Source organism: uncultured Treponema sp. (assembly GCF_945873775.1).
GTDB lineage: Bacteria > Spirochaetota > Spirochaetia > Treponematales > Treponemataceae > Treponema_D.
Map to the genome: position 1 here is coordinate 249071 of NZ_CAMCEC010000001.1, position 22476 is coordinate 271546.

18 protein-coding genes are annotated in these 22476 nt (G+C 37.6%); 9 read left to right on the forward strand and 9 right to left on the reverse strand.

All coding sequences use genetic code 11. From position 1 onward, the window contains the following. Nucleotides 1-8: 8 nt before the first annotated feature. On the reverse strand, nucleotides 9-4412 hold the full coding sequence (locus Q0N70_RS01165) for a hypothetical protein (RefSeq protein WP_294012558.1): 4404 nt from the start codon (nucleotides 4410-4412) through the stop codon (nucleotides 9-11). A 75-nt stretch (nucleotides 4413-4487) separates the two neighbouring features. Here Q0N70_RS01165 and tmk point away from each other — a divergent pair, with 75 nt between their 5' ends. The 6 genes from tmk (at nucleotide 4488) to Q0N70_RS01195 (ending at nucleotide 11718) form a co-directional block, all read left to right on the forward strand. Continuing rightward, entirely contained in the window at nucleotides 4488-5132 is a 645-nt protein-coding gene (gene tmk, locus Q0N70_RS01170) for a dTMP kinase (RefSeq protein WP_294012561.1), read from the forward strand. 62 nt (nucleotides 5133-5194) lie between these two features. Further along, on the forward strand, nucleotides 5195-5794 hold the full coding sequence (locus tag Q0N70_RS01175; protein ID WP_041612368.1) for a hypothetical protein: 600 nt from the start codon (nucleotides 5195-5197) through the stop codon (nucleotides 5792-5794). Between the two features lie 51 nt (nucleotides 5795-5845). Beyond that, on the forward strand, nucleotides 5846-7294 hold the full coding sequence (locus tag Q0N70_RS01180) for an NFACT RNA binding domain-containing protein (RefSeq protein WP_294012565.1): 1449 nt from the start codon (nucleotides 5846-5848) through the stop codon (nucleotides 7292-7294). A gap of 21 nt (nucleotides 7295-7315) precedes the next feature. Beyond that, on the forward strand, nucleotides 7316-8188 hold the full coding sequence (gene metF / locus Q0N70_RS01185; protein WP_294012567.1) for a methylenetetrahydrofolate reductase [NAD(P)H]: 873 nt from the start codon (nucleotides 7316-7318) through the stop codon (nucleotides 8186-8188). A 15-nt stretch (nucleotides 8189-8203) separates the two neighbouring features. Next, on the forward strand, nucleotides 8204-10777 hold the full coding sequence (locus tag Q0N70_RS01190; RefSeq protein WP_294012570.1) for a homocysteine S-methyltransferase family protein: 2574 nt from the start codon (nucleotides 8204-8206) through the stop codon (nucleotides 10775-10777). Continuing rightward, entirely contained in the window at nucleotides 10774-11718 is a 945-nt protein-coding gene (locus tag Q0N70_RS01195) for a hypothetical protein (RefSeq protein ID WP_294012573.1), read from the forward strand. The genes Q0N70_RS01190 and Q0N70_RS01195 overlap by 4 nt, the downstream gene beginning before the upstream one ends. Nucleotides 11719-11723: 5 nt before the next feature. Here Q0N70_RS01195 and Q0N70_RS01200 read toward each other — a convergent pair whose 3' ends face one another. The 4 genes from Q0N70_RS01200 to Q0N70_RS01215 form a co-directional block, all read right to left on the reverse strand. Beyond that, the gene (locus Q0N70_RS01200; RefSeq protein ID WP_294012576.1) at nucleotides 11724-12515 is read right to left on the reverse strand and encodes a type I phosphomannose isomerase catalytic subunit; all 792 of its coding nucleotides are present in this window, start codon (nucleotides 12513-12515) and stop codon (nucleotides 11724-11726) included. After that, on the reverse strand, nucleotides 12516-13424 hold the full coding sequence (locus Q0N70_RS01205) for a hypothetical protein (protein WP_294012579.1): 909 nt from the start codon (nucleotides 13422-13424) through the stop codon (nucleotides 12516-12518). It abuts the gene before it with no gap. Between the two features lie 68 nt (nucleotides 13425-13492). After that, complete coding sequence (gene deoD / locus Q0N70_RS01210) at nucleotides 13493-14194, reverse strand: purine-nucleoside phosphorylase (protein WP_294012581.1); 702 nt, start codon at nucleotides 14192-14194, stop codon at nucleotides 13493-13495. 66 nt (nucleotides 14195-14260) lie between these two features. Beyond that, nucleotides 14261-14797, reverse strand: coding sequence for an adenine phosphoribosyltransferase (locus tag Q0N70_RS01215; RefSeq protein ID WP_294012584.1), 537 nt, complete (start codon nucleotides 14795-14797; stop codon nucleotides 14261-14263). Between the two features lie 289 nt (nucleotides 14798-15086). Between Q0N70_RS01215 and Q0N70_RS01220 the strand changes: the two genes are divergently transcribed. The 3 genes from Q0N70_RS01220 to Q0N70_RS01230 are packed head-to-tail and all read left to right on the forward strand — an operon-like array spanning nucleotide 15087 to nucleotide 18645. Further along, on the forward strand, nucleotides 15087-15563 hold the full coding sequence (locus Q0N70_RS01220; RefSeq protein ID WP_294012587.1) for an SH3 domain-containing protein: 477 nt from the start codon (nucleotides 15087-15089) through the stop codon (nucleotides 15561-15563). Then, entirely contained in the window at nucleotides 15563-16504 is a 942-nt protein-coding gene (locus tag Q0N70_RS01225) for a M48 family metalloprotease (protein ID WP_294012590.1), read from the forward strand. Before Q0N70_RS01220 ends, Q0N70_RS01225 begins: the two co-directional genes overlap by 1 nt. Next, nucleotides 16504-18645, forward strand: coding sequence for an adenylate/guanylate cyclase domain-containing protein (locus tag Q0N70_RS01230; RefSeq protein ID WP_294012593.1), 2142 nt, complete (start codon nucleotides 16504-16506; stop codon nucleotides 18643-18645). Before Q0N70_RS01225 ends, Q0N70_RS01230 begins: the two co-directional genes overlap by 1 nt. A 29-nt stretch (nucleotides 18646-18674) precedes the next feature. On the opposite strand, the gene Q0N70_RS01235 is transcribed toward Q0N70_RS01230, so the two are convergent. From Q0N70_RS01235 to Q0N70_RS01250, 4 genes are all read right to left on the reverse strand, one after another. After that, nucleotides 18675-19568, reverse strand: coding sequence for a prephenate dehydrogenase (locus Q0N70_RS01235; RefSeq protein WP_013702024.1), 894 nt, complete (start codon nucleotides 19566-19568; stop codon nucleotides 18675-18677). Between the two features lie 63 nt (nucleotides 19569-19631). Beyond that, nucleotides 19632-20666, reverse strand: coding sequence for a 3-deoxy-7-phosphoheptulonate synthase (gene aroF, locus Q0N70_RS01240; RefSeq protein ID WP_013702025.1), 1035 nt, complete (start codon nucleotides 20664-20666; stop codon nucleotides 19632-19634). Nucleotides 20667-20933: 267 nt separating this feature from the next. Continuing rightward, nucleotides 20934-21161: a tautomerase family protein gene (locus tag Q0N70_RS01245; protein WP_013702026.1), complete on the reverse strand. Its 228-nt coding sequence runs from the start codon at nucleotides 21159-21161 to the stop codon at nucleotides 20934-20936. Nucleotide 21162: 1 nt separating this feature from the next. Beyond that, the gene (locus Q0N70_RS01250; RefSeq protein ID WP_294012599.1) at nucleotides 21163-22449 is read right to left on the reverse strand and encodes an O-acetylhomoserine aminocarboxypropyltransferase/cysteine synthase family protein; all 1287 of its coding nucleotides are present in this window, start codon (nucleotides 22447-22449) and stop codon (nucleotides 21163-21165) included. Nucleotides 22450-22476: the final 27 nt, after the last annotated feature.

Below are 22476 nucleotides of genomic sequence, written 5' to 3' on the forward strand. Positions count from 1 at the left end.
CTATATCGTTAGAATGATACACGCCATGACAGTGTAATAGAAGTTGCCTGTGTCCACGATTGCTGGAGCTCGCCCAAGTCAGGAGCAAAATTCCATCTTATGTTGGCAAAAGGCGCTTCAAATTCCAAACCGATTTCCGGCTGAAAAACAAGACCGCTGCCAGAAACTCCGCCAGAATCAACTTTAGTCTTGTCATAAGTCCAATGCAGCAAAGCATCAGCATAAATGTCATTGCCGAAGTATTTACCAATATAAACAGTCGAATTGTCAAATAAGTTACCAATTATAGAATTATTATCAGAAGCTCTGTTCATATTGAGTCCCTGCATAATTGAATTCTGCAGGATAGTGGTTCTGACAGAAAATATATCAAAATTACTCAAATCACGCAATGCACTTTCAATTTTTCTAAGAAGCGTAACCTGAACTCCATAATCGCCTGCCGCAACAAGAAAGTTTCCAACAGAAGACGCATCGCCTGAAGCAATCTGCCCCAAAATTTCCATAATTTCATTTTCAGATTTTGCAGGACTAGAAGAAAGAACCGCATTGAATCTTGAAATATTCTGAGAAATTGCGGAAAGCGTGATTGTAACAGGATCACCGTTTGTATCGTGCTCACGAGTTTCCGCGCGTACAGTTATAACAGGATCAAATTTATTCTGGGTTTCATCCAAAATCAGCTGGCCTTGCTTAAGATAAAAGTTCCGGCTTAAATATGAAACTTCTCCTCCGCGCAAAACAATGTCGCCTTTTATTCCCCAAAGTCCAGTCGCGGTATCAGCATTTACAGAAATCGGAGTTGATGGAGCAACAAGGCTTCTAACCAGCGGATTTATTGCAATCTGAACTTTTCTTCCAATCATCAAATCCAAGTTTATGGAAAAGTCAATGTCATTTGACGCGGCAGGCTTTTTCTTCTGATTAAAATCAGATGCATTCATAGAAACTGAAAGTTCAGCATTTCGCAAGCCAACAGAACCGTTCAAACTTACAGAACGATCTTCCATAATAAGAGAAGCGTCTACAGAAGTGTAGCCTTTTATTCTAAAGTACGAAACTTTTGAGTCAATCGGAATATCCTCGTCTTCCAAAGTCGCAAGGTTCAGTTCAAGAGTTCCAAGCGACCATCTGTCCAAAGAAACAACCGCATTCGCCGCAAGAATTCCGTCCTTGATTTTAAAGTTTGTTTCTGGAATTGAAATTTCTTCCTGAGAAAAATCCACATTCATTTCGGCACTTGTAAAATGATCTGGAACAAACTGCGGAAGATTAAAATCAACATCAGAAACAACAAACCGTCCGTCCAGATCAGGATCTGTTATTACTCCAGACAAATTTAAATTTCCTTCAACAATTGCAGAATATATAGAAAAAAGTTTTGTATTAAAAATGCGGGCGCATCTTGAAACGTCCCAGAATATGTTTTCAAAATCAAGATCAACAATTTGTTTTTTTACGCTTCCGTTCAAATCAAAATGAAGAGGCTTGTCTTTTCCAACAGAAAAACTGATTTTTCCATCATCAAGAATTTCTCCAAACGCGCCAAGATTTTCGTCAGTAATAATATCAAATCTTCCAGGAGAGCGGATTACAGAAAATTTAAATGGAACAAAATCTGTAATAAGCTCGCTTTCAACAGAAGCAAAAGTTGTTTCAACTGAATATGCTTCCGGAAAAAAGCCTTCTGGATTTTCAGAAAGATTTGAAAGCGCAAGTTCAATTCCTGTTTCAATCTTCTTTTCTCCAACATGAGCCCTTGCTTTTAACGAAGCTGTTCCATCAAAAGTTTCAAAGTCAACATTTGAAGAAACTGAATCTATCTGAAAATTTTTCCATGAAATGTCCGCGCTTGAAATTGTAAAAATATTTTCTATTAAAGAAGCCTCTGCCGATGCCGTTAAATTTGAACCGCCAAGCAAGACAGAAGAATCTATTAATTTTGCAGACAAATATGGATTTTCAAAAGTTCCGCTTGCAGACAATTCCGCATTTAAAACATTATTTTCATTTTGCCTCAAAAGAAAACGGCTAAAAGGAAACGACTCGATTTTTGCTCCTGCTGAAAAATAAAAGTCACGTTTTAAATTGTCTGCTGAAAAAATTTCTCTCATAGGATTTGTAAGCTCAACCTGAAAAGAAATTTTTTCAGAACTTTTTGAATCTTTCAGCTGAACAGACAAAGTTGAGCTGTCAAAAATTTTTTCATTTATATTCCAAAAAGCATAGCCTTCGCCTTCCAATTGCGCAAAAGAATCTTTGTAAACAACGCTAGAAGCAAGGAAACTTTTTTCATTTACCTCGCCTTTTATGGCAAGTTCCGGCTTCAAACGGAATTTTCCAGAAAGTTCAGAAGCGGAAAAATTTTCAATAAAAAAGTTCCAGTCATCTTTTGACAAAACTGAAAAATTGGAATCCAAAGAAAATGCAACCGTAAAATCATTTACAGAAACAGGCAAGTCTTTAAAACGCAAAGAGCCGTCTATAAAGTTTTTAAAGTCAACAGCGACATCAAGACCGTAGTCTCCAGAAATATTTAGCCAGTCTCCAAAAACAAAAAGTCCATTAAATGCATAAGGAATTGAATTGAAACTAAAATCAGAAGAAAATGTCATCTGGCTTTTTGGAAATTCCACGTCAAGACCGCCAGATGCGCTCAATGAATTTTTTCCATAAATCAAATCAGCCTTGCTTACTTGAACAGAAGTTCCTGATTTTCCGCCTGCGCCATCAACAGACAAAAGCAAAACTTCTCTGTCTTTTTTTGTGTTGGCAAAAATCGCAAGCGGAGAATTGTAATTGTAGTCTTTAAAATCTGTGGCAAAATAAGCTTCAATATTTGAAATATAAGGCTCTGAAATTTCAACAACTTTGTTTAAAACATTTTTTCCATTTTTTTCCGTAAAAAAAGCGCCAGTCTTAACTCCTGTTTCAACAAAGAAATTTTTCAATTCAGCAGAAGCCTGAAGATACATATTTTTTCCAAGCTGAAGACTTCCGCTCGCATTTACTCTGCCTGGTTCGCCGTATTCAAGATGAGAATAATCGCTAGCTTCAAACACAAGCTCAATAGACATTCCAAGCGCTGAATATCCTTGAAAAGCTGTAAAGCAACTGTAATCTCCAAAATACAATTGCGGAATAAAAAAATCAAACCCCTTGTCTTTTCGCGGTTCAAAAAAAATTTCACCGGAAATTTTATTTCCATTAAAAAAAGCATAATGCTCAAGATTCAAATATCCAGAAGGCTGAAGTTTTGGAATATAAAAAGAACCCTCAAAAGTTCCCTGAACAACTCCGCCAGACGCAGAAATTTTTTTTACATTTATATCAGTATTATTTCCAGAAGCTTCAACATTTAAAGTCTGCGTGTTTTTTGAAAATCGCTTAGGCAAGGAAAAAAAAGTTTTTGACTGCCAATTATATTTTAACGATTTTAAATCAAATGAAAATTCTGAATCAGTTGAAAAAATAGTTCCTCTAAAAAAATTCGCAACAGGATGAAGTTTTTGAGTTCTAACAACTTTTAGCGGATCAAAAGAATTTGACTTTAACTTTGCTAAAATTTTTTTTGAGCTGACATCAAAAGAAATCATCGTGGAAAAAGGAAAAACTTCACGAACAGAAAATATTTCAATCTTAGGACTTTTATAAGCCGCAAGAAATTCAAGTTTCCGAAGAGAAACATCAGCCTTAGAATAATTATCAAGTTTTACAGTGCATGAACTTCCAGAAACAGAATTTAAAATCCTCCCGTTCAAAACAAAAGTCGTTCCAAAACTTCTTTTGCCAAAATGAAACAAGAAATTTCCTTCTGACTTTAACCATGCATCAATAGAATTTTCGTTTTTTCCAAAGTAAAAATTCTTTAATGACAAAGAAAAACTTTTATTTTCCGCAGTAAAATTTAATTTAAGATTTTTTATCTGAACATCAAGAGGAAGAATAAAGGCAATTTTTTTTAGCAAGGATTCAACTTTCTCAAAAGAAATTTCAGTTGAATTATTTTTTTCTTCCGAAACATTTTTTGCAGGATTTTTTTTGTTTTCAATATTTACAAAAGCATCTTTTAGCAAAAGTTTTTCAAACGCATTTTCAAAATCGCCTTTTAGAATTTTTGGCAAACTGAAATAAACATAAATTTTATTTACAAAAATAATTTGCTGCCCATTTTTTGAGTCCGAAGCCTCTATACCTTTTATGCAGATTTTTGATAGAATGGACGGTGATAAAGATTTGTATGAAATCTTCATGCCAGTATTTTTTTCAAGCTCCAGCACAATTTTTTTCTCATAGCTTCTGATTGCTCCGTCAACTTTGCTATAAACAGGTTTCATCGCAGCAACAAAAGACGCAGCTATCAAGAGAAAAATAAGAATGCCAATGCTTGTCTTTAACACTTTGGATTTCATAAAAAATCTCGCTTATATTTTAACAGAAAACATTATTTGAGGAAATGCCCGACTTTAGGCAACGGAGCTGATTATATGGTTTTAGAAAATTTTATTGTGTTCGAAGGAATTGACGGAGCAGGAACAACAACTCAGCTAGAAGTTTTAAAATCGAAAGCTCCACAATTTTTATTTACAGCAGAACCAACATCTTCAGAAACTGGAAAATTTCTTCGCAAAATGCTCAAAGGCGAAATTCAGGTTACAAACGAAACCGCCGCCTATATTTTTGCCGCAGACAGAAATGAACATATAAATGGAAACTATATAATAGAAGAAAACAAACTAATTACAGGAATAAAATCCGCCTGTGAAAAAGGAAAAATCGTTGTGAGCGACCGCTATCTATTTTCAAGCCTCGCATACCAAAGCATAGATTGCTCACCAGAAATTCCTCGGACACTGAATAAATTTTTTCCATTGCCGCGGCTTCTATTCTTTTTCGACATCGAGCCGGAAATTTCACTAAAAAGAATTTCATCAAGAGGACAAAAAGAAATTTATGAAAAAATAGATTTCTTAAAAAGAACAAAAGAAGAATACGAAAAAGTTCTTGCGGAATACAACGGAACAGAAATCAGCAAAGAAATGAAAATAGTCCGCATAGACGCAACAGCTGACAAGGAAAAAATCAGCCGGAAAATTGAAGAAGAAATAAATTCAATTTACAAAATATTCTAAAAACAACAGGCATTTTCTCCGATATTCAAAAGGTGGAAAAGTCTTTTTTTAAAGCAACCAAAATTTTATTTTTGCTTCTCATCGCGCTTCTTTTTTCAGCAGAAAAAAGCAATGCTTATATGGTTAAATATAAAGAAGATTTTTACAAGCTTTATCACGTTCATTATCAGCAGCAACCAGATGACTGCATAGAAAATATTTACTGGCTGGAAAAAGCAGTTAAAGCAGATTTTTGCAATCCTCTGTACGCATACACAAAAATTGAAAATGAACTTCAATGGGAAAAATACCGTTATCTTTTTCAAATGCACTTGAATTTAAAATTAATAGAACAGCACTTGCGGCTTGGACGAATTTACGATAAAAACGCCGCGTATTTTTACGACGCTCCCTGGAAAGATGAATATCTTCGCAATCTTGAAAAAGCAAAAACTTGTTATGAAGCAGGATACATTTACTGGCAGGAAGCTTCGCTTTGGGCTGAAAAAGCAAACATCGGGAAATTCAAATTCTTATTTTTGACAGGAATTCAAAACTGGGAAGATGAACGTGAACGGATAAATTCAGGCTCTTTAGATTACAAAAAAACTTTAGACCGGGAACTAAAAAGACTTAACAAAGTTATAGACGATTTAAAATCAATGGAAACGAAAAGATACTAACTTTTTAAATACCAATTCACTATCCATTTTAAATCTGATATACTTTGAAAAATGTCCTTAAACTGCAATGAAATAAATTTAATATTGAGCGAACTCAACATTGAAGGTTCCTTTATACAAGAAATAATCCAACCGGGCTACGATACGGTTTCATTTAAAATTGTCGGAAAAGCAGAACCTTGCAATATTGTAATTTGCACATCGCCTCAATCATGCAGAATAAACAAAACAAATTTAAAATCTCCTAAAAATGAAAAGCCGTTAAGATTCAATGAGTTTTTAAAATCACGTGTTCAGGGAATGAGAATCAACTCATGCAAGCAGCTAGGACTTGACAGAATTGTAAAATTCGATGTTTCAACATGGAAAGACAGACTTTTTATTTATGCCCGGCTTTGGTCAAATGCGGCAAATATTATTGTAACAGATGAAAATGGAAAAATTCTTGACTGCTTGTACCGCCGGCCTACAAAAGGCGAAGTTACAGGCGGATTTTTTATTCCGCAAGAGAAAATCCCAACAGAAGAAGAAAAAGAACTTTCACTTCAAAAGTTTCCTATAAGAACATTTGACAATGAAGAGTTTTTCAAAGGCAAAGAAACACTTTCCTTCAATGAAAAAATCAATTTGTATTACACAGAATGCGCCGGAAAACTTTCAAGAGAAAGCCTCCTTGTTCAAGCCGAAAAATGGTACAATGTAAAACGAAGCAAAATGGAAAATGCGCTTCAGCATCTTATAGAAAAAAAATCAGAATTTGAAAACGCAGGAAAGCTAAAACACACTGGAGACTTGATTCTTTCATTCGCAACCCAAATCAAAGGCTCTTACTTAGATTGCACGGACTACAACACAGGCGAGCAACTTCACATCAGGTTGAATGAAAAACTGACTCCGCAGGAAAACGCCGCATCTTACTATGAGCAATACAAAAAAGCCGTATCTGGAATAGAGTCTCTTGAACACGACATTGAACTTGCAAAAAAAGCAATCGCTTCTCTTGATGAAGAATACAATCGGATAATTTCAGAAAAAAACACTCTAAAGATCGAACAGCTTCTTCGGCATGACACAAAACCAAAACAGCAAATTCAAAAAAAACATCCTGGACTTCATTATGAAATTAACGGCTGGACAATAATCGTTGGAAGAAACTCTTCTGAAAATGACGAGCTTCTAAGACATACTGTAAAAGGCCATGATATGTGGCTTCACACAAGAGATTACGCCGGCGGATATGTTTTTATAAAGGCACAAAAAAACAAAACCATTCCTCTTGAGATTCTTCTTTACGCAGGAAACCTTGCAGTCTATCATTCAAAAGCAAGAAAAAATAAACAGGCAGATTTATACTATACGCAGGTAAAATTTTTGCGCCGAGCAAAAAACGGTCCAAAAGGCCTTGTGCTTCCAACTCAGGAAAAAAACTTATTTATAAAAATCGATGATGAAAAATTAAAACGCCTTGATGAAATTGAAAAGGCAAGCGCAATTCTATAGAATAGAAAACCGAGGAATCAAATGACAATATCTAAAATTCTTGAACAAAAAAAGACGCTTCTATCATTTGAAGTTTTTCCGCCAAAGCAGCAGGCAAATTTTGAAAATACAGTTAGTGCGGCAAAGGAGCTTTGCAATCTGAATCCTGACTTTATAAGCGTAACTTATGGAGCCGGAGGAACAACCAGGGAAAACACAGTTGAAATAGCCTCCAAGATTTTATCATTTGGAATACCAGCCCTCGCGCATCTTACTTGCGTTGGAAACACAATTGACGAAGCTAAAAATATAATTTCTCAAATGAAGAAAAATGGAATTGAAAATGTCCTTGCATTGAGAGGAGACATTCCACAGGGAATTTCAAACCCATTAAGCAAAGAACTTGAGCACGCGAATGTCCTTGCAAAAATCTTAAAGGATGAAGGCTTTTGCGTTGGAGGAGCCTGCTATCCAGAAGGACACCCGGAAAGCCATAACAGACAAGAAGACATAGACAATCTAAAATACAAAATAGATGCTGGCGTTGACTTTCTTACAACACAAATGTTTTTTGACAACAATATGCTCTATAGCTATCTCTACCAAATTCAGTCAAAGGGAATTCGTGTTCCGGTTTTTGCAGGAATCATGCCGATTACAAACAGCAATCAAGTTTCAAAAATGGTGAAACTTTCATCTGCATATATTCCGGCAAAACTTCTTTCTATTTGCGACCGTTTTTCTGAAAGTCCAGAGGCAATGCGCCAGGCAGGAATTGCTTATGCAACAGACCAAATTATAGATCTTATTTCAAACGGAGTAAGAGGCATTCATATTTACACAATGAACAAGCCTTCTGTTGCTCAAGAAATTTATAGAAACGTTGACAAAATTATTTCCGCAACAAACAGCTAGCAAAAGGAGATTCTCTTGAGCGAATTTAAGAATTTTCTATTTAATAAAATACAAAAACGAGAGCCTGTTTTTTTTGACGGCGGAATGGGAACAATGATTCAAAAAATTCCAGGTCTTTCCTACTCTATTCCAGAAGACCTGAATTTTTACAATCCAGAAGCAATAAAAGAAATCCATAAAAAATATATACTCGCAGGAAGCAACATTTGCACCACAAACACATTCGGAGCAAATCCTATAAAACTTGAAAACGCATCTCATTCAGCACAAGAATTTATTGAAAAAGGAATTACTCTAGTAAAAGAAGCAATTGCTGAATGCAAAAAACAAAACAAAAATATAATCTGCTTTACCGCATGGGATTCAGGGCAAATTGGAAAACTGCTTGAGCCAAACGGACCTCTTACATTTGACGAAGCATATAACTCATACAAAGCAGCCGCCATTGCCGCAGAAAAATCAGGCGCAGATCTTGCAATAATTGAAACAATGAGCGACCTTTATGAAGTAAAAGCCGCAGTCCTTGCAATCAAAGAAAATACAAATCTTCCTGTCATAACAACAATGACATTCCAGCCAAACTTTAGAACTTTAACAGGAGCAGACGTTCTTACTTGCATAACTTACCTTGAATCTCTGCACGTTGATGTTCTTGGTTTTAATTGCGGCGGAAGCCTTGAAGAAGACATAGAACTTGCCAACCAATTCTGCAAATATTCACACATTCCAATTCTTTCCCAGCCAAACGCAGGGCTTCCAGAAGTTATAAACGGAAAAGATGTGTTCAAGGTAACTCCAGAAGAATTCACAAATGCACAGAAAAAAATCCTTGAATCTGGAGTTTCAATTTTTGGAGGATGCTGCGGAACAACTCCAGATCATATAAAAACAATGACAGAAAAACTTTCTGAAAAAAAATTGAAGGAAAACAAGGGAAAGTTCAAGTCATTTGTCTGTTCCTATAACAAAACTGTTCAGGCTGGAGGAGTTGCAGGACCTGTAATCATCGGCGAGCGCATAAATCCAACTGGAAAAAAGAAATGCAAGGAAGCGCTCCAGAACAACGATATGCAGTTCGTTATTGACGAAGCAGACAGCCAGATAAATTCAGGTGCGCATATTCTTGATGTAAACGTCGGACTTCCTGGAATAAATGAAAAAGAAATGATGCTTCAAGCGGTGAAGTCAGTACAGAAAATTTTCAATACACCGCTGCAAATTGACTCAAGCGAAAGCGATGTTTTGGAATATGCGTTAAGATATTACAATGGAAAAGCTCTTGTAAACAGCGTCAATGGAAAGCAAGAAGTCATGGACAAAGTTTTTCCGCTAATAAAGCATTATGGCGGTGCTGTTGTTGCGCTATGCATAGACGAAGACGGAATTTCCCCGACTGCGGAAGGAAGAGTAAAAGTCGCTGAAAAAATAATTCAGGAAGCCGCTAAATATGGAATACCTGTAAGAGACATTTTTATTGACACACTCACGTTGACTGTAAGCTCAGAACAAAAAGCATCGCTTGAAACTGTAAAAGCAATCAGAATCTTAAAAGAAAAATTCGGAAAAGAAGGAATCCAGTTCGTTCTGGGAGTTTCAAACATTTCATTTGGTCTTCCAAGAAGAGATATTATAAACTCAAGATTTTTTATGCTTGCACTTGAAGCAGGGCTTAGCGCGGCAATTATAAACCCGGCAAGCGTTCCGATGATGGACACCTATAGAGCTTACAGAGCTCTTGGATGCTTTGATGAAAACTGCCTTGACTACATTCAAACTTACACAGGAACTCTTGATCCTACAACTGAAAAATCTCGCCAGAAGATTCTTTCGGATGCAGTCAATGATGGAACTATTTCAATTCAAATAAACGGAACGCCTATCGCATCTCCTAAAAAAGAAGCAGAAAAAAAAAACACCTTAACTGAAAGTAATTATTCAGAAAAAAATGCGGAAGAAAAGGAACTTATACAGATAATAGAAAAAGGCTTCAAGGACAAGGCATCAGATGTAACAGCCAGGCTTCTTGAAAAAAATGATCCTGTAAAAATAATTGACAACTGCATAGTTCCAGCTCTTGACAATGTAGGAAAAGATTTTGAAACCGGGAAAAAATTCCTTCCGCAGCTTTTGCTTAGCGCAGAAACAGTGGGCAATTCATTTCTTAAAATAAAAGAAACACTTGCAGCATCAGGAAAAGAGCAGGAAGAAAAAGGAACTATAGCAATTGCAACTGTCTTTGGTGATATTCATGATATTGGAAAAAACATCGTCAAGGCAATGCTTGAAAACTATGGCTACAAAGTAATCGACCTTGGAAAAAATGTTCCGGCAGAAACAGTTGTAAAAACAGTTATAGAAAATAAAATCCAACTTGTAGGCTTAAGCGCGCTAATGACTACAACGGTCGCTAATATGGAAGAAACTATAAATCAGCTTCATAAAGCGTTAAAAGAAAATAATTTGGAATGTAAAATTGTAGTAGGCGGCGCAGTTTTAACACCAGACTATGCAAAAAAAATCGGAGCTGACTTCTATGCAAAGGACGCAATGGAAACAGTATCAGTAGCAAAGGAAGTTTTTGGAAAATGAAAGAAGAGAACCTAAAATACAAGTTCAAAATTAAAAATGCAAAGAAGCCAACTCAAAAGAAAATCAAAAAGACTATAGGAAGAACATTAAAAAGCTTTAATGTTCTATATGCCTATGCAATGTTCATTTTTCACTGGACAGGTTTAAAATATTTTGCAATTTTTATTTTAAATGTAATACAAAAATTCTTTATAGTTCAGTATCTTGAAAAATTCCACATAATACACATTCCAGTAAAAAGAGTAGACCACAAGCTGGATTCAAAAATTCCATTCAAGCCGGAATTCGCGCAATGCTATCTTGACTTTGTAAACTACTGGATTCGTCCTATGTGCATGACGATGAAACGCTACGGAAGTTTTGAAGGAATCAAGCTCAGCGCGGAATACGTTCGCTACATGATTATGCTTTACAAGGAGGCTTATAAAATTTACTCGCATTGTCTTACAACAACAGCACGCCCAAAGCCAACAACAAAAGCATCAAAAGGCATTCAGTTTTGGGATCCGCATTATCTTTGCGTGCCAAGCCTGCACATTGCGATTGTTGTTCTTACAATCGGATTTTATAAAATGCTTTTTGAACGTGAAGAATTTACAGAACCAGAAAAAGAACAATGGAACAGCGAGCTTTACACTCACGGAATCGAAATTGCAGAATCAGTTTTATACATGAAGCAGCATAGCGTAAACTGCATTTCTGCGGCAATATACATGGTAACAAAAACCGCGCCTGAACTTTTAACAGAAGAAATGTCCATTGAATTTATTGACTCAATGTTTAAAGATTCCATTTATGTTGAAAAATCTGACTCAAAAGAAATTACAAGCTACATAAAGGAAATGTACAAAAATTTAATGGAGCAAAGCAAAAACTTCGATGACTGGACAGTTCCGCTTAAAGAGTGGCTAAAAAATTATCAAAGCCAAACGCAAAATTAAAAAAGCTATTTTGCTGAAATTTTCATAAGCTTCAAGCTGCCTTTTATTTCAACAGACTCTCCAGGCTCAAATGCAAAAATATCTTCCGCATTTGCAGTAAGTCCGTTTACAGTTCCGCTTCCCTCAATCACAAAGCCAAGAACTACATCACGGGGATTTTTATTGCCGAGAGCATTTTCTATTTTTGAAGAATAAAAATCTTCAACATTGATTTCTTCAAGTGAAAAGTACGGACAAGAAAACGCCCCAGGGAAAGGCATGATTTTTCTTACGCTGCTGTCTTTTATACAGGCAATTCCTTTTTCTACATGGCACTCTCTTCCGCGACCCCAGTCGTACAATCTGTAAGTAATATCACTTGACTGCTGAACTTCCAAAAGACGCAAGCCGCCGCAGATTGCATGGACAGTTCCAGCCGGAATATAAATAAAATCTCCAGCCTTGACTTTTTCATAGCGCAGGCAATCCTGCAAAGAATTCGCTTCAATAGCTTTTCTAAGCTCGCTCGCGCTATAAACTCCGTTCAATCCGTAGACAAGTTCCGTGCCTTCTTTTGCAGAAAGAACATACCAGCATTCAGTTTTTCCGCGGCAGCGCTCATAAAGAGCAGCTTTTTCATCATCAGGATGAACCTGAACGCTCAAAGTTTTGTCGGCTTGAATAACTTTTACCAAAAGAGGATAATCACCGCCGCACAACTCAAAGAAATCCTTTTGAAATCCATTTTTATGCGTGGAAGCGATCCAGTTTTCATAGCCCCAAATTTTTTCAGACTTTATAGCGTTCAGTTTTTTCATTTAATGCTCCCAAAGCTTTGCAGGATAATATCCGTCTTCAATCTTCTTTGCAATTTCTTGCTTTACAATCTCGCGGTCCTCTGGATAAGTCATTCCAAACCACTTTTCAGAAGAAGTAAAGAATTTTATGCTGCCTTCGCCGTTCTTTACAATGTCGCTAGCTGCAACTGGCAGTAATGCTTCCGCTTTTAGCTCGCCAATTGAAGAAGCTTTAAAATTGTCCCAATATTTATGGAAACGCTCAAATGCCTTCAAGCTGAATCCAAAGAAATTCATGCTTACCCATTCTTTTCCTGTAAACGGAATTTCCTTGCCGTCAAGCTCGCTTATAATTCCATCGCCTTTGTAGCTGATTTTTGTATTTTCAACAATCGACTCAAGATAGCCGTCTTTTACAGAACAAACTCCGCGGCTAACAGAACCGCTTTTGCTCATGGTGTTTCCAAGAACGTAACCGACCATTGCATGCTCAGGAGAATCAGGGCTTATAGACGAAAGGTATTTTCCCAAAGTTGCAAATGCTTCTCTGCCATAATAGTCATCGCTATTTATTACAGCAAACGGAGCGTTTATCTTTTCTTCAGCGCAAAGAACAGCGTGAATTGTTCCCCAAGGCTTTGTGCGCGCAGAAGATTTTTCTGCCTCGCCAGCAGTCAAAAGAGAATCATGTGTCTGAAAAACATATTCCGCATCAAAGTTTCGGGCAACTCTGTCAAAAAGCCGCTCCCTAAAGTCTTTTTCAATGTCAGGACGAATTACAAATACAACTTTTCCAAATCCGCTTTTTTTAGCATCGAAAGTCGCAAAGTCCAAAAGACACTCGCCATGCTGACCTACAGAATCAATCTGCTTAACTCCACCGTAACGGCTTCCCATTCCAGCTGCAAGAACCAACAATACAGGTTTCATTTCTCATTCTCCCGTTAATTTAAATTTTTATACTTAAAGATACTTTATAAATTTTTAGCTGTAAAAAACTATGCAGTAACAGCCTCAAGCGCAATTTTCATCATGTTTGTAAAAGTAACCTGACGCTCTTCTGCGGAAGTTTCGCCGCCCAAAAGAATATGGTCGCTAACAGTAAGAACTGCCAAAGCCTTTCTCTTGAATTTTGCAGCAAGCGTATAAAGCTCTGCGGCTTCCATTTCCACGCCCATAACTCCATACTCTGCCCAAAGCTTCCAGTTTTCCTTTGGATCGTAAAACATATCGCTTGAAACACAAAGCCCTACATTCGGCTTTATGCCGATTTTTTCAGCAGCAGAATAAGCCTTTGTAAGAAGCTCAAAGTCCGCAACCGGAGCAAAATGGAGTCCGTTGAACCTCATAGTATTCAGCCCGGAATCCGAACACGCGCCTTCCGCAAGAATAACATCTCTAAGCGCAATATTTTTTTGCACAGCCCCGCAAGTTCCAACACGCACAGCTTTCTGCACATTGTAAAACTGAAAAAGCTCATTTACATAAATAGAAAGCGAAGGCTGCCCCATTCCAGTTCCCTGAACAGAAACTCTTTTTCCATTATAAAGCCCTGTAAATCCATACATTCCGCGGACTTCATTATAGCACTTGGCATCCTGCAAGAAATTTTCAGCAATAAACTTAGCTCTAAGAGGATCACCAGGAAGCAAAACTGCCTCTGCAATGTCTCCTTCTTTTGCATTAATATGTGTACTCATACTTAGAATTATAACATAAATTTTTATAAAACGATACAAAAATTACATAATCGGAATAATAAAGGCTTACTCAGACTGATAATTTACAAGAGTTGTAACGTTAAGATCTTCAAGCTTTTTCTGATAATTCAAGAAAGGAAGTCCTATAACGCCAAAGACATCCGTTGCCTTAGCTCCGCCCTGCTCTATCAAATTTGCAGCCGCCTTTAAAGTTCCGCCGGTTGCAATAAGGTCATCAACCAAAAGAATATTCTGGCCTTTTGAAATGTCGGCAGTGTGGACTTCAATTTCAGCAGTGCCGTACTCAAGCTCATATTTACAAGTATATGTTTTTCCGGGAAGTTTTCCTTTTTTACGAATCAAAATAAGAGGAATTCCCATTGCCTGGGCAAAAGGAGCAGCAAATACAAATCCGCGCGACTCAATTCCAGCTACAGCATCAATCTTTTTATCCTTGTAGAGTTCAACCATGCGCTCAATTGTATAGCGGAATGCTTCCGGGTGGCGAAGAACTCCTGTTATATCATAAAACAAAACGCCTTTTTTAGGAAAATCAGGCACGCGGCCAATTACTTTATCAAGAACCTCAAAATCTTTATTCATATTTACTCCAGAGTTTTTTATTATAAACTGAATACAGGCAAAATGCAAATATGAGTTTACTGACAGACTATGCAAAAATATTAAATACAGACAATCAACAGACATAAGTACTGACAGTCGGGTAGTAGTGCCGACTGCCTATACGTAACACAGTGGACTGTCAGTACCACTATGCCGGTACTGTAAATATATGTTTCTTTCCATATTATATATAATTCTAAAATTTGCATACAATGAAATCTCATTTTTACTATTTAACACAAACTGTTACAATGCTATACTTTGAGGCATGAGTAAAATCAAAATTATTTTTTTATCAGTTATGGCGCTGAATATTTCTTCTGCATTCGCCGCAGAACCAAAGCCACAATATGTTCAAGTGGATTCAGCAATTGTCAGAGCAAAGGCGTCCCAGTTTGCATCTAGCACAGGAACTTTAAAGCTTGGCGACAAAGTCAAAGTTACTTCAAAAGGAAAATCCTGGTCTTGCATTTTATCTGAAGATGGAAAAATTGAAGGCTGGCTTCCAAATTCGTCTTTAACAGCAAAAAAGCTGATTGTAAATGTAAGCGGAAAAACTTCCGCAAACGCAAAAGAACTTGGACTTGCAGGAAAAGGAATGGACAAGGCATTTGAAAAAGTTTACAGCCAGGCAAGTGAAATTTCGTTTGCACAAGTTGATAAAATTGAAGCAAATGCTTGTTCAGAAAAAGACGCAATTGCCTTTATAAAAGAAGGTCAGCTCAAGGCAGGAGGTGAAGAATAATGAAAAAGTTATTTAAGAAAATTCTTTGCGTTTGTATTCTTTCATCAATTTCTTTAGCAGCATTTTCCGCTGATATTTTTGGCGCATTAAATAAAGTCAACTCCGCTGTTCAAAAAAGCCAAGATGTAAAGAAAACTCTTGAGCAAGCCACCACTACAGTTGAATCAATTGACAGAGCTGCAGAACCTATTACAACGCAGGACTCATATTTTATCGGAAGAGCTGTCGCATCGAATGTGCTGACTGAATACAAACTTTACACGGCATCTCCAAAAGCAACAGCTTATGTTAATAAAATTTGCAAAGCAATCACAATGAATTCCGACACTCCAAAAATCTACAAGGATTATTGCGTTGCGATTATTGATTCAGATGAAATCAATGCGCTGTCTACAAGCGGCGGGCACATTTTTATTACAACAGGAATTTTGAAATGCTGCAATTCAGAAGATGAGCTAGCTGCAATCATCGCGCATGAAATTGCCCACATTCAGCTTAAGCATGCAACCACAGCAATCAAGACTGTAAGAACAACAGAAGCAATTTCAAATTCCGCAACAATGGCAAAAAACTACACAAAGCAGTTTTCAAATCTTAATCAAGAGGAAAAACAGTCTGCAGATTTTCTTACCAGTTCCAGCATTTCCATGATGAATATCATTACAGAAACTGGATATACAAAAGGCCAGGAATTCAAAGCTGATGAGAAAGCTGTTTCGCTTATGGCAGATGCAGGCTATGATCCAAATGCCTTGACTGATGTCTTGAAAATGCTCAAGACAAAAACCAGCGGCGAAGATTCAGGCTGGGGAAAAACTCATCCAAAGCCAGAGTCCAGAATCAGCAGTGTGCAAAAAGCTCTTAAAAACTTTACTTTTACAGGCATCTCAAGAGATGTCCGCCAGTCAAGATTTGAAAACGCTTTAGCAGGAATAAAATAATGAAACAAAAACATAAGCTTTGGACAAGAGCCATAATCATTGCATCTTCAAGCATTCTGATAACTTTAGTTTTTCACTTTTTAGGATTATTCAATGCTTTTGAAAACAAATCCTATGATCTTCGCATGATAAACGCGGCAAAATACAAGCAACCTTGTGAAGAAATATGTTTAATTATTGTTGATCAGGAAAGCATTGACTGGGCAAAAGAAAAATACAACTGGTCATGGCCTTGGCCTAGAGAAGCTTATGGAAAAATGATTGATTTTATTTCAGTTGGAAATCCTAAGGCAATTGCATTTGATATTCTTTACACAGAGCCTTCTGTATATGGAGAAGAAGATGATATTGCTTTAGGTATGGCGGAAGCAAGAAGCAAAAAAGTTATCCAGACATTTTTTTATTCCGCAGACGACTACGGAAAAACTTTAATGCCTGTAAAGCCAATCAATGACAATGCCGCTCTTTTAGGAAACATTACAAGCGCAAAAGACAACGATGACATTATCCGCCGCACTCGCCTTTTTGACACATTCAATGAAACTGAATATCCCACTCTTGGACTTGCTCCTCTTTTTCTAAGTGAAGAAGTTCCAGACTTTTCTTCTATTCCTGTACTGGACAACAACACTGCGCTTTTACGATTTACAAAATCCATCGACGACTATTTTCCATACAGTGCAAAAGATATTCTTGAAAGCCATGAGCTTTGGCTGCAAGGAAAAGAAAGTGTTTTATCTCCAGAGGATTTCAATGACCTTTATATTTTCTGCGCATATTATGCTCCGGGACTTTTTGACATCTGTTCAACGCCAGTCTCTCAAGTTTATCCGGGAGTTGGAATTCATATTACAACTTTGGACAATTACCTTACAGGCAGTTTTATAAAAAAAGTTCCATTCTGCATTTCTCTTTTGTGGCTGATTGCGCTTGCATTCTTTGCATCTTTGTTTGCTGTCATAAGTGAAAAAATTTCTCCACGGTTTTCTGCGGTTTTTATTTCAGCGGGAATCTTTGCAGGAATCGCAGTTTCAATTTTTGTGCCTGTAATTTTGTTCAACAACGGAATTTGGATTTTAATGATCTCACCTTTGTTTGCTTTTCTTATCTCGGAAATGGCAAGCGTTGTTGTAAGTTTGTCTGTAGAAGGAAAGCAAAAACGATTTATCCGTTCTGCATTTAGCCAGTGTCTTTCAAAAGATGTTGTTAATCAAATTATAAATGACGCTTCTTCATTTACCTTGGGAGGAAAGGAATTTGAAATGTCGGCGATTTTTACAGACATTCAAAAGTTTTCTTCCTTTAGTGAACTGCTCACAGCAAAAGAACTTGGATGCCTTCTAAACTTTTATCTTACAAAAATGTCCGACATCATAATTGATGAAAAAGGAACTGTTGACAAATACGAGGGAGATGCGATTGTTGCTCTTGTAGGCGCGCCAGTTGCAATGCCAGATCATGCAGTTCACGCTTGTGCCGCCGCAATAAAAATGAAAAAAGCAGAGCAAGTAATGAATCAAGATATTGTTCGCTATTCCAAAAATCCTAAGCCTTCATGGATGGAAGAAGCTTTGTATTCTGCATTTAAAACTCTTGTTACAAACAATAAGACAATTTTTACTAGAATCGGAATTAATTCAGGTGAAATGATTGCAGGCTATTTTGGTTCGGAAAAGAAAAAGAATTACACAATGATGGGCAACAATGTAAACCTTGCGTCCCGTCTTGAAGGTGTAAACAAGCAGTATCACACAAATGGAATTCTTATTAGCCAAAGCACAAAAGAATTGATTGGAGACAGATTCGTTGTGCGTTCTCTTGACCGTGTTCGGGTTGTAAACATCAACACACCGATTGGACTTTATGAACTTATTGAAGAAAAATCTCTTGCATCTCCAGAACTTCTTGATTATATGCAGAACTGGGAAAGCGCAATGGCTGAATTCAGCAACAAAAATTACACAAAAGCTAAAGAACTATTGTCTTCCCTTGCGAAAAAAAACAGCAATGACAACGTTGCAAAATATTACATTCATCTTCTTGACGACTATTTTCTTAAAGGAACTTTTCCAAAAGAAGCTGACGGTGAAGGAGTTGAATTCAATCCAGACGACGGAGTTTTCAAACTGCTTCAAAAGTAAAGAAACTGAATCAACCTTGCTTTTGAACCCTACACTTTTACTTCTATGCGACTCATGGAAATGCGTTTTTCTCGGACATTTTCAAGATAAGACTTCAGGGAAGAAGCGTTGTTTTTTTCTATAAATCCTTTTAGCTCATTAAGAGATTTTTCAAAATTTTCAATGTGAAGCAGAAGCTCTTTTTTATTTGCAAGGAAAAGTTCTGTCCACAAAGGAGCATTAATCATGGCGATTCTAGTCAAGTCCTCAAAGCTTCCGCCGCCAAAAGCCGTTATCTTGGAATCTTCCGCACTATCAACAAGCGCGCTCGCAATGACATGGCAAAGCTGGGAAGTAAAAGCAATTTTATGGTCGTGAACAAAAGCATCAGTTTCTACAATCCTGGTAAATCCCATAAGCGAAACAAGCTGCTTAAAGAGTTCCAGATTTTCGATTTTATTCTGTTTTAGCGGCATTAAAATGTAGTTATGATTCTTAAAAATTGAACCACATGAATTTGCATAGCCTTCCTTTTCGCTACCAGCCATCGGATGCCCCGGAATAAAATCAAACCCACCGGAAAGAATTTCATTCAGGCGAGAAAATATTTCAGACTTGACTCCGCTTATGTCCGTTACGATTGAACCGGGCTTAAAATTATTTTTGTGCTGAATTAAAAATTCCAAAGTCGCATGAGGATAAAGGCACACAAAAACAAAGTCGCACTGGCAAAGCATAGAGTCAACTTTGCTGATAAGAAAAGTTTCATCCGCAATGTGCTGTTCTCTCGCCAAGGAAAGGGATGCTTCATTTATGTCCGCAGCAAGAATCTTTCCGCTGGCAGAAGAAACTGAAAGCACATTTTCCCTGATTGCCTTTCCAAGAGAGCCGCCCATAAGACCGAATCCAACAATTCCATAAGTCAAGTCTGATAAATTTTTCAATTTGAAATCCTTCTATTGTTGAGCTGCCGGAACTTTTTTTCTTATTAAAAATCCGGCATTTTTTTACATAGTTTTTCCTTCAACAGCCGCATATTTTCCAAGCTTAATCATGAGTTCTTCAAACTGACTAGGTGGAAGCTGCTGGCTTGCATCGCTCCAAGCCTTTTCAGGGCAGCAGTGAACTTCAATTTCAAGTCCGTCAGCACCGGCGGCAACAGCAGACTGGGCAAGAGTTCCTACCATCCATCTGATTCCGCAGGCATGGCTTGGGTCAATCACAACCGGTAAGTGTGAAACTTTATGAAGATAAGGAACTGCGCTTACATCAAGGCAGTTGCGTGTATATCCGTCATAAGTTCTAATTCCGCGCTCGCAAAGAATGACATTTTCGTTTCCGTTGGCCATTATATATTCCGCGCTCATCAAAAGCTCGTTGATTGTTCCAGAAAGACCGCGCTTAAGCAGAACCGGCTTATTAAATTTTCCAAGTTCCTTCAGAAGGTCAAAGTTCTGAAAATTTCTTGCTCCAACTTGAATCAAGTCAACATTTTCAAAATTCTTAAGTTCGCTGATTGCCATAAGCTCCGTGCAGATTGGAAGCCCTGTTTCTTTCTTTGCTTTTTCAAGAAGCTTTATACCTTCCTTTCCAAGCCCTTGAAAACTATAAGGTGAAGTTCTTGGCTTGTATGCGCCGCCACGTAAAATTCTTGCTCCGGCTTTTTTTACAGCAAATGCCGCATTCATAATCTGGTCTTCAGTTTCAACAGCGCAAGGACCTGCGATTACAGGAACAGTTTTTCCGTCTCCAATTTTACATTCAATAACGCCGCTCTGCCCTGTTCCGATGCAGACAACTGTATTTTCCGGATGGAATGAACGGCTTGCCATTTTATACGGTGCGCTGACACGCTCCGCAGTTTCAACTATATCATTTGCAAGGAAATCCTCTGGAACAAGTTTTGAAGTATCGCCTAGAAGACCAATAATAGTCTTGTCTACTCCAGTCGAAATATGAACGCCAAGACCTTTCTGCTTAACCTCTTCAACAAATTCATTGATTGCCGGCTCTGTCGCGCCTTTCTTTAAAATCACTATCATACAAAAACCTCCGAAATTTAAACCGTCTGGCAAAAAAAAGAGCCTTCCACTGCGGAAGGCTCCATTATTTTACCAGTTATACGGCAAACACAATGCTCGCTATTATCTAGCGAAACTTCCGCAAGGCACGAGAAAACCAATAAAAGCTAAAGTAAAGGTAAGCCAACGATGAGATATTGATAATTACTGCCCAATGGGTTGTGTTTTTCATAGTAAAAAATATATCATGCAAAACTGATACTGTCAACAAAAACATTTTTGTATTTGCTACATTGTATAGCCAGGCTTTACAAAAATATTTTTATTATCCGGGTCTACAATCTTGTTAAAAACACGCTCTTTCCATTCGTCCTGCGGAATATCTTCTACAGAAACAGAAAAATGCTCGATTCCCCTGCCAAGCTCCTCGCTCGCTACTTTTGCAAGTTTTTCTGCAAGATTTTTCTTGATTTCGTCATTTCTTCCGGGAAACATTTGAACTGTAATATGCGGCATCTTAAACCTCCAGTGCCTGAGTTAAATCAGCAATTATATCATTTACATTTTCAACACCAACAGAAAGTCTTACCATGTCCGGCAAAACACCTGCAGCCTTTAGCTCTTCATCGGACATCTGCCTGTGTGTAGAACTTGCAGGGTGAAGAACACAAGTTCTGCTGTCCGCAACGTGTGTTGCAATCATCGCAAGCTTAAGGTTAGACATGAATTTTTCAGCAGCTTGCCTTCCGCCTTTTACTCCAAAAGAAATAACTCCGCAAGTTCCGTTCGGCATATATTTTTTTGCAAGCTCGTAATATTTGTTTCCTTTTAGTCCGGGATAATTCACCCAGGAAACACTTTTATGCGACTGAAGGAATTCTGCAATCTTCAAGGCGTTTTCACAGTGGCGGGCAACACGAAGCGACAAAGATTCAAGGCCAAGATTTAAAAAGTAAGCATTCATTGGGGACTGTACAGAGCCAAAGTCTCTCATAAGCTGAACAGTTGCCTTTGTGATAAAAGCTCCTTCCTTTCCAAATTTCTTTGCATAAACCACGCCATGATAGCTTTCATCTGGAGTGCAGAGTCCCGGGAACTTCTGGGCATTTGCAAGCCAGTCAAATTTTCCAGAATCAACAATCGCGCCGCCAATAGTCGCATCGTGTCCGTCCATATATTTTGTTGTGGAATGGGTTACAATGTCTGCACCCCATTCAAACGGACGGCAATTCACTGGAGTTGCAAAAGTATTGTCTACGATAAGCGGAACTCCATGGCTGTGCGCCGCTTTTGCAAAACGCTCAATGTCAAAAACAATCAAAGCTGGATTCGCAATAGTTTCGCCAAAAACTGCTTTTGTGTTTGGTTTAAAAGCCGCATTAAGTTCCTCATCTGAACATTCGGGATCTACAAATGTAAAATCAATTCCCATCTTGCGCATTGTAACATTGAACAAGTTGAAAGTTCCGCCGTAAATTGTAGAAGAAACAACGACATGGTCGCCTGCGCTCGCAATATTGAAAACCGCAAAAAAGTTTGCAGCCTGGCCGGAAGAAGTAAGCATAGCGGCAGTTCCACCTTCAAGAGCGGCAATTTTCGCAGCCACATAATCGTTTGTAGGATTCTGAAGCCTGCTGTAAAAATAACCTGAAGCCTCAAGGTCAAAAAGTTTTCCCATTGCTTCACTTGTGTCATACTTAAAGGTTGTGCTTTGAACAATAGGAATCATCCTAGGCTCGCCGTTTTTTGGCTCATAGCCTGAGTGAATGCATTTAGTTTCAATTCCATTCTGAAAATCTTTCATTTAATATATACCTCAATATTTTTGTGC